Here is a 14439-nt window from a genome sequence, read left to right as displayed (position 1 = left end):
CGTTGCAAATGCCTGTCGCGACCCTTCGATCTGACAGAACAGTGGGGTGGGAACCAACACCACGGGCGAACGTTCGAACTCATTATTAACCAAGGAGGAAATCCCATGCCCCGTGGTGACAAATCGAAGTATACCGACAAGCAGGAACGCAAGGCAGACCACATCGCCGAAAGCTACGAGGATCGCGGCGTTTCTAAGGACGAAGCCGAGCGTCGCGCGTGGGCAACCGTCAATAAGGACGACGGCGGTGGCAAGAGGGCTGGCGGTTCTGGAGACGGCAAGCACACCGGCCATCCGGCGGCGCATAAAGGTGGAAAAAAGGGCGGGAAAGCTGCTGCCTCGCGATCGGCAGCTGATCGATCGGCGTCTGCGAAGAAAGCCGCGGCCACTCGCAAGCGGAACGCGGAGCATCGAGCCCACCACTAGAGAAGCAGAGTTGCCGCGCGCACGACCACTGTGTCGAGCAGTTCGGTGACAAGGAAGCCGAAGATGGCCAAGAAGACCCCGGGCAAGAGTTCGAAGAAAAAGTGGTCGCAGGACGTGACGGATCACAGCGACGCTATGGACTTGGAGGGCGGTGTGTTCAAGCAGCGCGGCGCCAAAAAGATTGCGGACTCCCTGAAGAGATCTGCCGAGCGAAGCGAAAGGCGCAAAGCAAGTCCGTTTCAGTCGGCGATGTCGATGCTAAATTTCTACATCAATCGTGCCGGCAAACAGCTTTCCGAATCCCGCCTTGCCACGTTGACCCGTGCAAAGAATGAGCTGCGCAAGGATTTCGGCAAATCGCCCAAGCGCTAGGAGCGCGGTTCGGTTCTTTCCATGGCCGAAAGCATACCGTCGTGACTTCAGGGCTTACTGAGCTTCACAACTACACTCGCGGCTTGTTGCAAATCTTCTACGAACCGCGACCGTTCCTTTTCACGATCACTCGAATCTCGAATTCGAAGCAAGTAGGAAGGATGGATTGTCACCAGCACGGGCAGGCCAACCACGCTGTCGAGCACCTTCCCCCGCTCCTTGGTTAAACCGACCCCTCGACCCATCAAGGCATAAAGGGCAGTAGCGCCAAGCGCTACAATAAGCTTGGGCTTCAGCGATTCAATTTCACCACCCAGCCACCAAGCGCATCGCTGCACTTCACCGGCATTCGGTTTTGAGTGAATGCGCCGCTTGCCGCGCGGCACGAACTTGAAATGCTTGACGGCATTCGTCACATAACAGAGCGACCGATCGAGCCCGGCATCGTGCAGGCATTCATCAAGGACGCGTCCGGCTGGCCCTACGAACGGTCTGCCGGCGACATCCTCCCGATCGCCTGGCTGCTCTCCTACAAGAATGATTTCGGCATCGACCGGCCCTTCGCCAAAGACGGTCTGCGTGGCGTTCCTGTAGAGATCGCAGCGCTCGCACACCTTCGCATTGGCCCGAAGGGTGGAGAGCCCACGCTCTTCCGCATGCGGTTCGTTGAAGGCGGGTGGCATATGCGGCGCCGATCGAGCTGCCATAGCTGACTTTACTCGCTTTCGCCGGGGTACTGCGCCCTCTTGAGGACACTCGCCAAATGTGCGGTATTGCGCGCCAGTGTGGTGATCATGGTTTTCACCTCTTTCGGGGTCTTCTTCAGGTCGACGAAATTGGTCGAGCCCATGGCTTCACCGACCCAGTAAGCGACTGCGTTCGCGGGAATGGTGAAGCCGACGTCGTTGAGTGCCTGAAACAATTCGGCCGATACATGATGAGCACCATCCTCGTTACCAACGACGGCGACAGCGGCGACCTTGCCATAGGAAACCATGCGGCCCTGATCGTCGGTCTCCTCGAGAAATGCATCCATCCGTTCCAGCGCCCTCTTGCAGACACTCGAGGGCTGGCCAAGCCAGATTGGCGTGCCAATCAGGAGGATGTCAGCTTTCAGGACTTTCTCACGGAGTTCCGGCCACGCGTCGCCCTCGCCTTCGTCCGATGTCACACCCGGCTTGATATTGTGATCCGCCAAGCGGATTGTTTCGGTTTCGACGCCATGCTTTTTGAACTCTTCTGCGATCAGCTCAATGAGGCTGCCGGTGGATGATTTCTCCGGCGCCGAAGATGATTTCAGCGAGCTGTTGAAAACGAGTGCTTTTAGGGTCATTTTGGGCCTCTCAGGATGCAGTCGCCATGCCTGGCGTAAAGCGATTGAACAACAGGAACGTTCGACGAAACCACCTGTTCTGATAACGCGTCGAAGCCAGTTCAGTTCTCAACGAGGTCCCGCTGGTAGGAAATCCCGTTTTCGAAATTCAAGCTGGACAGAAATACGATCTGCAATGCCGTGCAGACAAAGATCGATGCAGCCGAGTTCTCCGCCAGAGCATAAGCATCCAGCACGATGATCGTTCCCACAGCTTCCTGCCGCCGATACGAAACAGCTTCACCTGCCTACTTTGCTTCCTGATTGTCACTGACATCTCATTGGGACAGGTTGTGTCGTTAGAGTTTGGGCTCACGCCTTCCCTGTCTCAGTGTGCGCGATGGCTATCTCAAGTTCATTGATGGCTTGGTGCTGGGCGAGGATGGCGAGTATCATATCTGGGGATTCTCTATTGCCATCCGTGCGGCCATTGCGTAGCCAGTCGAGAGCCGCAGCCTCGTGACCATCAAAAAATATGGCCTCCTCGAAGGGGACGATCTTCGGCTCACCCCTGTCGTCGGGTGGACCGACAAATCGGTTGTCTTCCCACCCCAATACATAAGTCATTGGTGGGATCGTGACCGCCCTGATCGCAGCAATCCGGCCTTTTATTTTCGCAATCAGTTCGGCTTTCTGCTCTGACTCTGACTTGGCCATGGGCGAGCTCCTTTCTCCGTCGTGGGGACGAGACGGTAAACCCTAACCAGTCACGAATGAACCATGTTCCCGCGCATGCATGCGCCACCGCAGCTTTATCCTGCACTTGAGGGAGGACCTAAATGACCCGTGACGCGGCTTCCCTCATAAGTCCAAACACCGGCGGCATCTATCGCCTGAACCGATCAACTTTATGCTCCTACCGGCAGCGATTCCATCCCCCATGCGATCGAAATGTTCGGTGAATCAAGGAACGAAGACGCCAGGTTTTAGGTTACAATCAAAGGACAAGCAGAGGCCGCTCCCATTTCGAGCGGGGCAAGGATGGACGACCGATTGCCAGGCAAAACCATTCTCGTTGTCGAGGCCGGCCACTTTCTCGCAACCGACCTTCTCTCCGCGTTTGTCGACTGCGGAACTACAATCGTGGGTCCTATAGCAAAGGTCCATTTGGCGCTGGAGATTATTGCGACGGAATACATCGACGCGGCAATCTTAGACCTCCGGGTCAGCGCGGAAGACGCGTTTTCTATCGCCGAGGCCCTATCGGCTCGAGAAGTACCGTTCGTCTTTGCCTCAAGTGAACCACGCCTTCCAACTCCCGCTAGGTTTGATGGCTACCGCCTAGTCAGCAAGCCTCTTGAGTTTTATAACGTTGTCGAAGCGCTCTTCGGGCCCATGTGAGCGCTGATAACGTGCGCGCGCCATAACGTAGGCATAGCTCCTCAGCTTGTCCTCGACCACGAGACCACGGGTGAAAATGAAAACGACCCGGCTTAAGAACTCTCGTTCGAGAACTTCGTCTTGGACGAACCATGGCGCAGCGGTTATTTCCGTGCAAATGCGTTCCAGCATTTCGAGCTGATCTTCAGCTACCGCACACGGAACATGAGGGGTAGGGAAAGGCATCTCGTTTCCCTCCGTTATACCTGGGAGGCGAGCAGTCAGCTCACAGTTACCAACGCCCTTTCCATATGAGGGCAATGGACCAGTATAAGCCCGGGACCATGTTCCAGCTAAACGATTTGTTTTTGCATCCTTGTTGAACCAATAGCCGCCCCAAGTGCTCGCGACGCGGAGTATCTTGTGTCATGGACCGTGCGAGGGAGTGTCTCTCCCACCTTCCAGCGGCCCACGACCCCTGCATCTGGTTTTTTCGGATGTGGGAACTTTGGCCGGCAGTAGAGGTTCGATCACTGTCACATTCCGCTTATCGGTGTGACAGCTCCTACACACTCTCCCCCGCAGCTGCCGGTTGCGGGGGACTTTTTTAATCATGAGGTCAGGAACGAACTTCGCGTATCGGTGTTAGACGAGCGCGGGATAGGCGGACTCTCCTGAACTCCACACCTGTCTCGTAGACAAGAGCCCCGCTCGCCCCCGGGCGGGGTTTCTTATGAGTTGTCGTACTTTGACCAACTTGAGCATCGTTGCCCTGGTCGGACCGATCCATCATACAAGTTTCAGTCGCATCTCCCGGGCCAGCTCGAACCCAAGTTTTCGATAGAGGTTCTCTCCCGCCTCAGAAGAGTGCAACACGACGCTGGTGCACCCGACTTCTCTAAGATGTTCGATGGCCATCTCGACAAGCTTGGCGGAAACACCTGTCCTTCGATATGCCGGATCGACATAGACGCTCCAAATGTACCCGTTAAGGGCATACTTGGGCTTTAGCACTGCGGGATAGGGCGTCAGGTGATAATGGCAGGAGACGGAGCCCGCTGCGACTTCGCCATCGAATGCGATGAACGACGCCAATTGGCGATCGCGGCGGCCGCGTTCGATAAAACCGCGAGTAATTTCCATAGCGTCTTCCTGCAGATGCTCGGGGGGCGTTCCGTACGACGACCAGATCGCAAGGTAGTGGACGACGATGGTGGCGTCATGTTCTGGCAAAGCCTGGACGTAATTCATATTAGCTCCACCGGGAAGCGGCCGTCGAACTCGCGCTGGCCGGTCCTTTTCGTTACCACCGTCGCCCGACGCGGTTTGATGTCGGTGTCAAGAACATGTTCAATTCTTATCCGCACCTGGCAGACAACGCACGAGGATACGAAAAGATGCATCGTAAGCTGGCCCGCCGTCCTTTGCAGTTCAGCATCTATTCTGCGCCTGCGCGAAGCCCCCACGGGTTTTGGCCGGCGACATCTGCCGGGAGTGTCGTGTCAGCTCCGATAGCCTGCCGATGGTCGGATCACGCTGGAAAATTTTGGATTGAACCACCACAACCACGTCTCTTCTCAACCATTGGCATAGCCTCGTAGTGCGTTAAAAGCATAGCCGTTGCCAAGGGTGTCATGAATAAAAACACGGCATCCAACACATAACCGTCGGAACAAACTCGATTTTTCGAGGTTCTTTCTCGGCAATAAAGGAGACATCCACAATGAAGACAATCACTGCACTTTCCGTCGGCCTTCTTCTTTCGGCGACAACGGTCTTTGCGCAAAGCGAGACGCCGTCGACGTCCCAGACGACCCCGGCAATCAACACCGAACACAATCCGGGCGCTCCTGTCGCAGGCAAGAACAGTTTTACCGAAGCGCAAGCGAAAGAGCGCATTGAGGGGGCCGGCTACACGGATGTCACCGGCTTGAAGCTCGACGATCAGGGCGTCTGGCGGGCGATGGCCAAGAAGGACGGCAAGAACGGGGGCGTGTCCCTGGACTTTCAGGGCAACGTGACCATGGCCAAGTAAGCGGAGGCCAGAAAATATATGCGTACCATCACAGGACTGTATGACAACTACGACGACGCCCGCGAAGCAGTGAAGGCTCTTGAGACGGCCGGCGTCCCCTCCGACGACATCAGCATTGTCACGAACAAGGCGAGCGGCGTCGATATCGAAGGCCAGGGCAGTTATACCGAGGAAGGTGCTGGCACAGGTGCCGGGATCGGTGCGGTTGCCGGTGGTGCTGGCGGCCTGCTGACAGGGCTCGGGTTGATGGCCATTCCGGGCGTTGGTCCAGTCGTTGCAGCTGGCTGGCTTGCTGCCACGGCTGCGGGAGCAGTAGCCGGCGCGGTTGCAGGTGGAGCGGTTGGTGGCATCGTCGGGGCGATGATGAAAGAGGGCGTCCCGGAGAACGAGGCGAACTTCTACGCAGAAGGCATCCGCCGCGGCGGCTCGGTCGTCACCGCGAAGGTGGAAGAGAGCAAGGTCTCAAGCACACAGGCTATTCTTAACAGCTCTCGGCCGGTCGACGTCGCCGCCCGCCGCGCGAGCTACCTCGAACAGGGCTGGACGCGGTTCGACGAGGCGGCCGAACCTTACACGCCAGAGCAGATGGAGGCGGAACGCCAACGTTATCGCGCGAACCGTCTCTAGATCCACATGTAACATGCGCCGGCGGACAGAAGGCCGCCGGCGCTGGCTTTTTAAGTTGGAAGCTGTGCAGCAGCAAGACCTCGTGAGTGTCATGAGCCAATCGCTACAGCGTATTGACCTCCAACCTCTCGGGGCAACAAATCATCTTCTTTTTGCGGGGCACCTCGCGAAAGACAATCACCGATAGGGGACAGCGATCACAATTGCGAGCCTCGCAACGCTGGGTTTCCTATTCCCGACCTTCACCTTGCCATCGGAACATACGAGCACATCGTTCGTTGAACGCTTACCCCTTTTTTTTAAAAGCCGGCGCCCACGATGACTGATTGTTTCGCCCACTCGACCAATGCTGGTCAGGATACATCGCATGACAATATGCGGCGAGCAGAGCAACTCGCTTTTAAAATCCACAAGGCGTCTGAAGCATTGGCGTGACATAACACTCGTCAGGGAGATAGCTATGAAAAGCAAGGAACTTGGGGAAACAGACCCTTGGCGCGAGCGAAACTTCGTGCTCGTGCTGGAGGACGGCGAGGAAGCATTTGGGGCCATTACTCGCTTCGCTGAGGAGAAGAAGCTCGGCGGGGCGTCGCTAACGGCAATCGGCGCCTTCAGCAGTGCCACGTTGGGCTTTTTCGACTTCGGAACTAAGCGCTACAAGGAAATTCCGATAGGGTGCCAGACAGAGGTACTGAGTGCCATCGGCGATGTCGCGGTCGGCGACGACGGTAAGGCCAGCCTTCACATGCATGTCGTCCTTGGAATGGAGGATGGCTCGACCAAGGGCGGCCATTTCATTGAGGGCCTTGTCCATCCGACGCTTGAGATTATGATCCGCGAGAGCGGAGTCAGCTTCCGGCGCAAGAAGCGCGAGGAGCTTGGCATTGCCCTGATCGATCTCTGACCAGCAATCAGCGACACGATTAGGAAAACGGAACGCCGTTGTAGCGGGACATCCGCAAATTTTCCGAAACTCCGGTGGCGGGAGCCTGAAGCGGTCGGGACCTTCGCCACCATTTGATGCTCTGGGCATTCTTCGGTGTGAGGACGATATCTCCGACTGGGTCTGATCCCGAAGATCATCGGCACAGCTCCATCAACATTGGCAGAATTTTGACGTGCACGCGCGCAAGGATAGTGACGCGCTCGTCCGCGCGAGCGACGGCGCGCGGGAAGCTTGTGACCGACGATGTCTTCTAGGCCTTGCTGTCGGCCGCGTGCTGGGCGCATAGGGCCTTCTGCGCATTCGAGCTTTTCAATGTCGACAAACTTGTTCTGAGCCTGCGAAGTCAGGATCAACTCGTCAAGCTTGCCTGCAAAGCTTTTCCATATCTGTTCTGCGAGTTCTGCAGGACGAACACAATCAGAAAGGCGATGATCGTGGTGCTCGTGTTGATGACCCGCTGCCGGGTTTCGCAGTGCCCGAAAAACGGTCCCGGGACCGCTCATATCACGACGAGCGCGATAGCCAGCACGAAGTTACCGGCTTTCCTGTAAGATTGGCCAGACCGAACGGCGACCGATCCCCTTGGGCCAAGCCGATGATGAGGCCGCTCCACTCGGAACGAGATAAACGAGGCGACGTTTCTCTTAATCATTCAGCGGAGCATCCGATGACAAGCGATACGCAGCATCAAGACCTGGAACCTCGCAAGGGCAGTCCTAGCCCACGCCTTTCGGAAACCATCTTCAAGCAGCGATTTCTCGACCAGTTCAAGGATCCGGCCTACGAGCCATTAAAGGTTGAGTTGGAGAAGGTGACTGCAGCGGCTTGGGACGCTTACGAAAACTCCCGAAAGAGCCCCAAGACCCGCAAGGCCGGCCCCGAGTTTGCCGACCCCTCTTACGATCTCGCCAGGGACTGGCTCTCCGCCCGTGACGCGATTGGGGTTGCGCAGCAGCGTCATGAAGACGCGAACGGGCCTCGCCGCTTTCTGCTGATCAACGGCTCGGCCCGCAGCGAGCACACCTGTCCCGGCGAGGTCTCGAAGAGCTACCGGATGGTCGCAATTGCCAAGGCAATCCTGGAGCAGAGCCCACGGACAAGCGTCGAAGTTCTTGATCTCAGCCGCATTACTGCGGAATTCGGGCGTCAGATTCATCCTTGCAAGGCATGCTTCTCGACATCGGCTGCGCTCTGTCATTGGCCTTGCTCCTGCTACCCGAACTATTCGCTCGGACAGATCCACGACTGGATGAACGATATCTATCCGATGTGGGTCGAGGCGCACGGCATCATGATCGTCACGCCGGTCAACTGGTACCAGACCTCCTCTCCGCTCAAGCTGATGATCGACCGGCTTGTCTGCGCAGACGGCGGCAATCCCGACCCGACAACCACGCATGGCAAGCATGCCAAGGAGGCCAAGGAGATTGAGATGCGGGGATGGGACTATCCCAAGCATCTCGAGGGCCGACTTTTCTCGGTTATCGTTCACGGCGATACCGAAGGCGTCGAGAATGTCAGGCGCGGCGTTTCCGACTGGTTGAAATCAATGGAACTGGAGCCGGCCGGGACGCTGGCGGAAGTCGATAGGTACATTGGATATTGGGAGCCCTACGCCACGAACCATCCGGCGTACGAAAAGGACTAAGCGATCCAGGAGGAAGTTCGCAACGCTGCACGCACGTTGCACGACGCCGTGGTCGCCAAGCAAGAGGGCAGACAGGTTGCAGCCGGAGTGCGGCTGAAGCAGGCAAGAGAGAAATAGAATTTGGACACTTACGTGGTCACGCTATTCATCTTTGGCACGGTTGTCCTGTTGACGGCCTGGTTGCCGATGGCCTTGCGCCGCCTTCCATTGTCGCTGCCGATCTGCTGCTTGGCCATTGGTGCGGTTCTCACCTGGTTGCAGTTCACGCCCCTCGCTGCGATGAATCCGCTGGAGAACACCAAATGGACGGAGCATCTCACGGAGTTCGTCGTCATCGTTGCCCTCATGGGCGCTGGTCTTAAGATTGACCGGCCGCTGGATTTGCGCCGGTGGGCTGCCACGTGGCGGCTTCTCGGTATCGCGATGCCCCTCTCCATCGTAGCGATCACGCTACTCGGATGGAGCCTGCTCGGTCTTGGAATTGCGTCTGCCCTTCTTCTGGGCGCAGCGCTCGCCCCGACTGATCCGGTTCTCGCCGCAGACGTGCAGGTAGGCCCGCCCCAGACTGGCGAGGAGGATTTTATCCGCTTTTCACTGACATCGGAGGCCGGGCTGAACGACGGCCTGAGCTTTCCCTTCGTGATGGCCGCCATCGCCATTGCAAGCCATGAGGGCGGGGGATTTGGCTGGTTTGCGCATTGGTTCGCATTCGACGTGGTTTGGAAGCTCTCGACTGGCCTCACGATGGGGTGGTTGGTTGGGAAATTGCTCGGCTATCTGACCTTTCGGATGCCAGAAGCCGGGCGTATCGCGAAAACGGGAGACGGACTTGCCGCTCTCGGTTTCACCTGCGTGGCCTATGGCGCGACCGAACTCGTACACGGCTACGGGTTTGTCGCCGTCTTTGTCGCCGCTCTCACGCTTCGCAGCGTCGAGCGCAAGAGCGAATACCACGGCGAACTGCACGACTTCGGAGAGCAGATTGAACGACTGCTCATGATGGTACTGCTTGTCTGCTTCGGCTCGATCCTGGCGGAAGGCTCGATCCTGATGCGTGCCGACTGGCGCATCGTTTCGGTATCTGTCCTCGTGCTCGCCGTCGTCAGGCCGCTTGCTGCATGGATCAGCTTGATCGGATGTCGACACACACGGGCCGAGAAAGTGATAATATCAATCTTCGGTATCCGCGGACTGGGATCGATCTACTATCTCGCCTACGCTTCTGGGAACACGAAGTTTGAAGACGTTGAGACGGTTTGGTCCACCGTCTTTCTTATCATCCTGATGTCGGTCGTTCTGCACGGTGTAAGCGTCACGCCAGTCATGCGTTGGATCGATCACCGTCGCGGCGTCGATCCGATGAAGCCCACCGCGCTGACCACATCAACCTAAAGGAGAGAGTTACGCATGCCGCACGTCCTGACGGAAGACCTCCAGATCTCTTTTATGGAAACGGGAGCGCAGCGCGGGAAGGCAGTTCTCCTTCTGCACGGATGGCCGGACGACGCCACGACCTGGAACGCGATCGTCGAGCGATTGAGGGACCGCCGTCTTCGCTTCGTCATTCCATATCTGCGCGGGTTCGGGCCGACGACCTTTCGTAACGATAGCAGACTAAGAACGGCGAACGGCGGCATTCTGGCAATGGACGCGATCGCGCTAATGGACGGGCTTGGCATCGAGCAGTTCTCAGTCGTGGGCCACGACTGGGGATCGCATGTAGCCGAGTGCCTGGCGATTGGATGGCCTGACCGCATCGAGCGCATCGGACAGCTCTCATCGCCGCCCCGGATGGGCGGGTTGCGGACACCGTCGTTCCGGCAGTCACAACTTTTCTGGTACCAGTGGTTCATGGCGACGAAGCGCGGCGCCGAGGCCATCGCCAAAGATCGAAGGGGGTTTGCCCGCATCCAATGGGAGAACTGGGCGCCAGATGGCTGGTTCGACGAGGCGACCTTCGACGCAGTTGCCACGTCCTTCGAGAATCCGGACTGGCTGGCTGTTACACTTCACAGCTACCGGGTTCGCTGGGAGGAAGCCGATGCGGATCCACGCAGTGTCTGGCTCGAGGACAAGGTGAAGGAGACGAAGTCACTGTCGCTCCCGGCCGTTTTCATTCAGGGCGAACAGGACGGCGTCACCCCGCCCGCCATGTCGGAAGACGTCCACAGGAAGTTTGCTGGTCCATTCGAACGAATCCTGCTGCAAAATGTCGGGCATTTTCCGCAGCGGGAGGATCCAGAGACCGTATCTCGGGAACTCGCGGTTTTCCTTGAGGCCTAGCACGTTCATTCGGATTCACTAAACCGTCCCGCCGTATGTTCGTCTCGCCTGTCGTCCACACTGAAAGTGCTGGAATGATGCCCTCCCGATGAAAGCAGAAGCATTTTGTAGGCCCAGCGCTCGGCTAAACGGGATGGCTGCCATATTGGTGCGCCCTCACCTATTCCCGTTGGCTTTGATCAATAGGAACACCAAGGAGCGCTGCAGAATTTCCCCCTCACAAAAGCAAGGAGGTCTGGCGCGAACAAAGACACCGAAGCGCAGCCGGCGATCGAACAGACTGGGAAGAACGCTATGGAAAGTCGGGAACATCCTCCGGTGGGTACGCATGCAAAGGATCCTGCAGGATGGGGATAAGGGGCCGGGCGCAGGTTTGCTCCCTAAGCGGGACGAGGAAAGTGTGTCGCCGGTAGCGGTTGACGGCGATACGAGCAAGTAAGCCCTCCAAGCTCGGGGCTTAGGAGGGCTTTTTGTTTGCGCCTAGCTTTGCTTCCAACCGTCGGGCTGAGCGACGGGCGGGACGTAGTTCCTCGATCGTCGGAAGCCACCATTCAGAACCCGCCGGTGGCGAGGTCTTGGAAGGCCGGGTGGCAATGAGTTCCTCTGAAGTCGGCTTTCGCCAAACCCCCCAGACGTGGTTGTCGGTAGCGTCAGGATAGAAATCGGAGACAGAATTGGGATCGACGAGTTCACCAGTAATCTCGGTGAAGATTACGATGCCATAGAAAATCGCGACCACGCGGCCGACAGGCGGTAGGTCATCGCTCGCCAAGGGGAAGCGTCGTCGCTTTCTTTCCGCGGAACGTGCCTTCGCTCTCGCCTCCTGCTCGGTCCCCTTGCGTTCCTCGGCGCGGCGCTTTCGCGCTTCCGGCTCATTGCGAGCGGCGGCGGTTTCGATGACTGTCCATCGCCGGCGGAGCTCCTCGTAGGAGCGGAAAGCAACGTGCCAAAGCTTAAGGTCGCTGTCCCATCGGGCGAACGGGATTTCCCGAAGGTTGTCTACGACCGTTTTCGAATAGGGAGTTTTGATCCGAAATCCAGCCTTACCAACTTCAAGGTACGCGCTCCGGATTGGATCGAACTCGAATGCATCCCTTCCCTTGGCGTCCGCGAACGCGTCCGCTTCGGCCTCACGTTCAGCCATCCAACTGGCGAACCTGCGTGAAGCCGTTCGCCCAGGAACGAACCATGCCTGACGGGCATCGCTCCAGCGTGCGCGGGGAAACCGCTGACGGAAGTCCTCCACCGACATTCGGTCAAAGGGAAAGCTCACTTCGGCGCCCGGCGCAACGTCCTTGTCGCGTTCTGACTTATCGTAATTGGCCATGTAGGCAAACGCGCGTCCGTAGTGACTGGTTTCCTAAAACCAGTGGTAGCCAAGGCAAAGGCGGTGCGCTTCGTCACACGACCGAGCGCAGCGCGCGAAGCTAATCTGCTGTCATCGTACATCGATTTGTAGAATAATGGGTGGAAATTGGCGCGCCTGCCTAACCGCTCCAGTGAACGGCTTCCGGGATCGGTGTATTACCTTTGTCGCCGACACGCCGACACGCGCCGATCCGCAGAGCCTTCTGCCGGTGAACCCCGTTACTTGTTCTCGGAAGCGAGCTCCCCAGGTTTGAAGGCACCCGGCTCGTCAGAAGGTATCGCTTCCGATGTCGTTCGACCTCCATCTCCGGGAGGGACGACGCCGCCTGCATGGTCGGAAGACCATGTCTGAGGTAGATCGCCTTCGTCAGATTCCTGTACGGCCTCAAACCAGTGGCGATCGGCCTCGCCTTCCGGGCGGCCCTCCTTTTCCCACTTGCGGTAAGCGGCTTCTCTAATCTTTTTGTCGTCCATGGCACTTCCTCCGACATGAAGGTTGAACACTTTGAATGAGCGAGAGTTCCATTTCGTCACGCCAAGTTCGCGCGCGCCCGGAGGAACAATTGCACGTCTCGACGGTTTGGTTCTGCAACCGCTAATCGGAGCCACATCCCCCATGAACAAGACCTCGCCGTTGCAGGCCTCGCTCTTTTTTGTGCCTCATCCCCATTCGCCCAGTCTGCCGCCGACAAGTCAGGGGTCAATTCGCCGCTAGGCATGGCCCCTCGGCGGCAGTGGAGACAACGCACACCTGAAGGCATGGGCCGCCAGCACCCGCGTTGCACTTCAACCGCCTTGAGATGGCGGCGGAGTGAACAAGTCACGGCTTGTTTGAATTCGTCAAAACGAAAACGAGAGAAAGAACATGACCTTGCAAGGTAAGACGATAGCAATCCTCATCGCGCCGCGCGGCACGGAAGAGCCCGAATTCGTGCAACCGAAGAAGGCAGTGGAGGATGCCGGCGCGACCGTGGTAGTCGTTGGCCTAGCGACCGGTGAGGCTCAGGCTGTAAATCACGATCTCGATCCGGGATCCACATTTACCGTCGACAAGAGCGTCGAAGATGTATCGGCGTCGGACTTCGACGGTCTGATCATCCCCGGTGGCAGCGTCGGAGCCGATAAGCTGCGCGGCGACGGAAAGATCGTCTCATTCGTCGGCGATTTCTTCGTTCAGGAAAAGCCAGTCGGCGTTATCTGCCACGGCCCATGGCTTCTTGTAGAGGCTGACGTCGTCAAGGGCCGCACATTGACATCATATCCCACTGTTTCGACAGACATTCGAAATGCGGGGGGCACATGGGTGGACCAGGAGGTCGTTACCGACAACGGCCTGGTCACAAGTCGCAATCCAACGGATCTCCCCGCCTTCTGCGCTAAGATCGTCGAGGAGTTTGCCGAAGGGACGCATTCGCGACAGGCCAGCAGCGCCTGACGCAATGCGGCCGGGCACGCACGGCGCACCGCGCGGCTTCCGGCACCTGAAGTTGGAGAAATCGATGCCAGTAAAGAGAAAGCGTGAACTCGACCACGAACAAGTCTGGAAGGATTTTCGCGATGCGGTAAACATGGCCCCCGCGACCCTCGAAAAGTGGCTTCAAACGAAGGAAAGTCGCGACAACGGCTGGCCGGAAGGAGACTCTCGTGAGACGATCGGACATCATTCGGGTCGCAGGATCGTTGAGATCAGGCAAAAAAAGAGGGCCGACCTCACGAACAACGACTACGAGCATATGCGGAAGGTCGTCGGCTATGTTCATCGTCACCTGGCGCAGGGCGGGCCGGAGGGAGACAAGAAGCACTCCGCATGGCGTTACTCGCTCATGAACTGGGGGCACGATCCGCTGAAGTAATCGAACCAGAGGGTTCTAACGATGTTCATGTGCGTGACAGCCAGGAAGCGGTCTCTATCTCTTGGACGTGCCAGGCGACACTGTCGTAACCAGTCGCAAACGAGAAGGGTACATTCCGATCGAATAGGGCCGTCGCGATCTCGTCGACCGGATGTCCGAAGATATTGGCGTCCCCGAGAGCGGCATTGA

General features: G+C 57.8%; 17 protein-coding genes and 2 pseudogenes. 11 read left to right on the top strand and 8 right to left on the bottom strand.

The window, feature by feature from the left end:
* Window positions 1-105 precede the first annotated feature (105 nt).
* Both JNB88_RS18455 and JNB88_RS18450 read left to right on the top strand, forming a co-directional pair.
* Window positions 106-426 carry a plasmid stabilization protein gene (locus JNB88_RS18455; RefSeq protein WP_220356702.1) on the top strand — a complete coding sequence of 107 codons (321 nt, stop codon included), beginning with the start codon at window positions 106-108 and terminating at the stop codon, window positions 424-426.
* A gap of 63 nt (window positions 427-489) precedes the next feature.
* On the top strand, window positions 490-798 hold the full coding sequence (locus JNB88_RS18450; protein WP_220356701.1) for a DUF3175 domain-containing protein: 309 nt from the start codon (window positions 490-492) through the stop codon (window positions 796-798).
* Window positions 799-845: 47 nt separating this feature from the next.
* Here JNB88_RS18450 and JNB88_RS18445 read toward each other — a convergent pair whose 3' ends face one another.
* The 4 genes from JNB88_RS18445 to JNB88_RS18435 form a co-directional block, all read right to left on the bottom strand.
* Entirely contained in the window at window positions 846-1505 is a 660-nt protein-coding gene (locus tag JNB88_RS18445) for a UdgX family uracil-DNA binding protein (RefSeq protein WP_420832195.1), read from the bottom strand.
* Window positions 1506-1513: 8 nt separating this feature from the next.
* Window positions 1514-2131, bottom strand: coding sequence for a flavodoxin family protein (locus JNB88_RS18440; RefSeq protein WP_220356699.1), 618 nt, complete (start codon window positions 2129-2131; stop codon window positions 1514-1516).
* Between the two features lie 101 nt (window positions 2132-2232).
* Window positions 2233-2367, bottom strand: a complete 135-nt coding sequence (locus JNB88_RS34165; protein WP_262928078.1) for a hypothetical protein — start codon at window positions 2365-2367, stop codon at window positions 2233-2235.
* A 115-nt stretch (window positions 2368-2482) separates the two neighbouring features.
* The gene (locus tag JNB88_RS18435; RefSeq protein WP_220356698.1) at window positions 2483-2827 is read right to left on the bottom strand and encodes a hypothetical protein; all 345 of its coding nucleotides are present in this window, start codon (window positions 2825-2827) and stop codon (window positions 2483-2485) included.
* Between the two features lie 324 nt (window positions 2828-3151).
* Here JNB88_RS18435 and JNB88_RS18430 point away from each other — a divergent pair, with 324 nt between their 5' ends.
* On the top strand, window positions 3152-3511 hold the full coding sequence (locus JNB88_RS18430; protein WP_220356697.1) for a response regulator: 360 nt from the start codon (window positions 3152-3154) through the stop codon (window positions 3509-3511).
* 768 nt (window positions 3512-4279) lie between these two features.
* Here the strand turns inward: JNB88_RS18430 and JNB88_RS18425 are convergent.
* Window positions 4280-4741, bottom strand: coding sequence for a GNAT family N-acetyltransferase (locus tag JNB88_RS18425; RefSeq protein ID WP_220356696.1), 462 nt, complete (start codon window positions 4739-4741; stop codon window positions 4280-4282).
* A gap of 472 nt (window positions 4742-5213) precedes the next feature.
* Between JNB88_RS18425 and JNB88_RS18420 the strand changes: the two genes are divergently transcribed.
* The 3 genes from JNB88_RS18420 to JNB88_RS18410 all read left to right on the top strand — a co-directional run bounded on the left by JNB88_RS18420 (window position 5214) and on the right by JNB88_RS18410 (window position 7056).
* Window positions 5214-5525: a PepSY domain-containing protein gene (locus tag JNB88_RS18420; RefSeq protein ID WP_220356695.1), complete on the top strand. Its 312-nt coding sequence runs from the start codon at window positions 5214-5216 to the stop codon at window positions 5523-5525.
* An 18-nt stretch (window positions 5526-5543) separates the two neighbouring features.
* The gene (locus JNB88_RS18415; RefSeq protein ID WP_220356694.1) at window positions 5544-6152 is read left to right on the top strand and encodes a general stress protein; all 609 of its coding nucleotides are present in this window, start codon (window positions 5544-5546) and stop codon (window positions 6150-6152) included.
* A 460-nt stretch (window positions 6153-6612) separates the two neighbouring features.
* Window positions 6613-7056, top strand: a complete 444-nt coding sequence (locus tag JNB88_RS18410; RefSeq protein WP_220356693.1) for a PPC domain-containing DNA-binding protein — start codon at window positions 6613-6615, stop codon at window positions 7054-7056.
* A gap of 320 nt (window positions 7057-7376) precedes the next feature.
* Here the strand turns inward: JNB88_RS18410 and JNB88_RS18405 are convergent.
* Window positions 7377-7689, bottom strand: a pseudogene (locus JNB88_RS18405) (low affinity iron permease family protein); the annotation flags it as partial.
* A 76-nt stretch (window positions 7690-7765) separates the two neighbouring features.
* Here JNB88_RS18405 and JNB88_RS18400 point away from each other — a divergent pair.
* The 3 genes and pseudogenes from JNB88_RS18400 (at window position 7766) to JNB88_RS18390 (ending at window position 11029) form a co-directional block, all read left to right on the top strand.
* Window positions 7766-8863, top strand: a pseudogene (locus JNB88_RS18400) (flavodoxin family protein).
* A 15-nt stretch (window positions 8864-8878) separates the two neighbouring features.
* Complete coding sequence (locus JNB88_RS18395) at window positions 8879-10138, top strand: cation:proton antiporter (RefSeq protein WP_338111010.1); 1260 nt, start codon at window positions 8879-8881, stop codon at window positions 10136-10138.
* 15 nt (window positions 10139-10153) lie between these two features.
* Window positions 10154-11029 (top strand): alpha/beta fold hydrolase, encoded by an 876-nt coding sequence (locus tag JNB88_RS18390; RefSeq protein ID WP_220356691.1) that lies wholly within the window; start codon window positions 10154-10156, stop codon window positions 11027-11029.
* A 457-nt stretch (window positions 11030-11486) separates the two neighbouring features.
* Here JNB88_RS18390 and JNB88_RS18385 read toward each other — a convergent pair whose 3' ends face one another.
* Both JNB88_RS18385 and JNB88_RS18380 read right to left on the bottom strand, forming a co-directional pair.
* Entirely contained in the window at window positions 11487-12356 is an 870-nt protein-coding gene (locus JNB88_RS18385) for a hypothetical protein (RefSeq protein ID WP_220356690.1), read from the bottom strand.
* 260 nt (window positions 12357-12616) lie between these two features.
* The gene (locus JNB88_RS18380) at window positions 12617-12871 is read right to left on the bottom strand and encodes a DUF2934 domain-containing protein (protein ID WP_220356689.1); all 255 of its coding nucleotides are present in this window, start codon (window positions 12869-12871) and stop codon (window positions 12617-12619) included.
* Window positions 12872-13262: 391 nt separating this feature from the next.
* Between JNB88_RS18380 and JNB88_RS18375 the strand changes: the two genes are divergently transcribed.
* Both JNB88_RS18375 and JNB88_RS18370 read left to right on the top strand, forming a co-directional pair.
* On the top strand, window positions 13263-13832 hold the full coding sequence (locus tag JNB88_RS18375) for a type 1 glutamine amidotransferase domain-containing protein (RefSeq protein ID WP_220356688.1): 570 nt from the start codon (window positions 13263-13265) through the stop codon (window positions 13830-13832).
* Window positions 13833-13896: 64 nt separating this feature from the next.
* The gene (locus JNB88_RS18370; RefSeq protein WP_220356687.1) at window positions 13897-14250 is read left to right on the top strand and encodes a DUF3140 domain-containing protein; all 354 of its coding nucleotides are present in this window, start codon (window positions 13897-13899) and stop codon (window positions 14248-14250) included.
* Window positions 14251-14439 lie beyond the last annotated feature (189 nt).

This window comes from Rhizobium cauense (assembly GCF_019511525.1).
Classification (GTDB): domain Bacteria; phylum Pseudomonadota; class Alphaproteobacteria; order Rhizobiales; family Rhizobiaceae; genus Rhizobium; species Rhizobium cauense.
Note: the sequence above shows the minus strand (reverse complement) of the source record. Positions and strands in the feature narration are given on the sequence as shown.

Excerpts from the sequence above, each read along its gene's own strand:
- JNB88_RS18375 (WP_220356688.1), top strand. The coding sequence starts at position 13,263 with ATGACCTTGCAAGGTAAGACGATAGCAATCCTCATCGCGCCGCGCGGC.
- JNB88_RS18445 (WP_420832195.1), bottom strand. The coding sequence starts at position 1,505 with ATGGCAGCTCGATCGGCGCCGCATATGCCACCCGCCTTCAACGAACCG.
- JNB88_RS18440 (WP_220356699.1), bottom strand. The coding sequence starts at position 2,131 with ATGACCCTAAAAGCACTCGTTTTCAACAGCTCGCTGAAATCATCTTCG.
- JNB88_RS18385 (WP_220356690.1), bottom strand. The coding sequence starts at position 12,356 with ATGGCCAATTACGATAAGTCAGAACGCGACAAGGACGTTGCGCCGGGC.
- JNB88_RS18420 (WP_220356695.1), top strand. The coding sequence starts at position 5,214 with ATGAAGACAATCACTGCACTTTCCGTCGGCCTTCTTCTTTCGGCGACA.
- JNB88_RS18435 (WP_220356698.1), bottom strand. The coding sequence starts at position 2,827 with ATGGCCAAGTCAGAGTCAGAGCAGAAAGCCGAACTGATTGCGAAAATA.
- JNB88_RS18430 (WP_220356697.1), top strand. The coding sequence starts at position 3,152 with ATGGACGACCGATTGCCAGGCAAAACCATTCTCGTTGTCGAGGCCGGC.
- JNB88_RS18455 (WP_220356702.1), top strand. The coding sequence starts at position 106 with ATGCCCCGTGGTGACAAATCGAAGTATACCGACAAGCAGGAACGCAAG.
- JNB88_RS18450 (WP_220356701.1), top strand. The coding sequence starts at position 490 with ATGGCCAAGAAGACCCCGGGCAAGAGTTCGAAGAAAAAGTGGTCGCAG.
- JNB88_RS18425 (WP_220356696.1), bottom strand. The coding sequence starts at position 4,741 with ATGAATTACGTCCAGGCTTTGCCAGAACATGACGCCACCATCGTCGTC.
- JNB88_RS18415 (WP_220356694.1), top strand. The coding sequence starts at position 5,544 with ATGCGTACCATCACAGGACTGTATGACAACTACGACGACGCCCGCGAA.
- JNB88_RS18370 (WP_220356687.1), top strand. The coding sequence starts at position 13,897 with ATGCCAGTAAAGAGAAAGCGTGAACTCGACCACGAACAAGTCTGGAAG.
- JNB88_RS18380 (WP_220356689.1), bottom strand. The coding sequence starts at position 12,871 with ATGGACGACAAAAAGATTAGAGAAGCCGCTTACCGCAAGTGGGAAAAG.
- JNB88_RS18410 (WP_220356693.1), top strand. The coding sequence starts at position 6,613 with ATGAAAAGCAAGGAACTTGGGGAAACAGACCCTTGGCGCGAGCGAAAC.
- JNB88_RS18390 (WP_220356691.1), top strand. The coding sequence starts at position 10,154 with ATGCCGCACGTCCTGACGGAAGACCTCCAGATCTCTTTTATGGAAACG.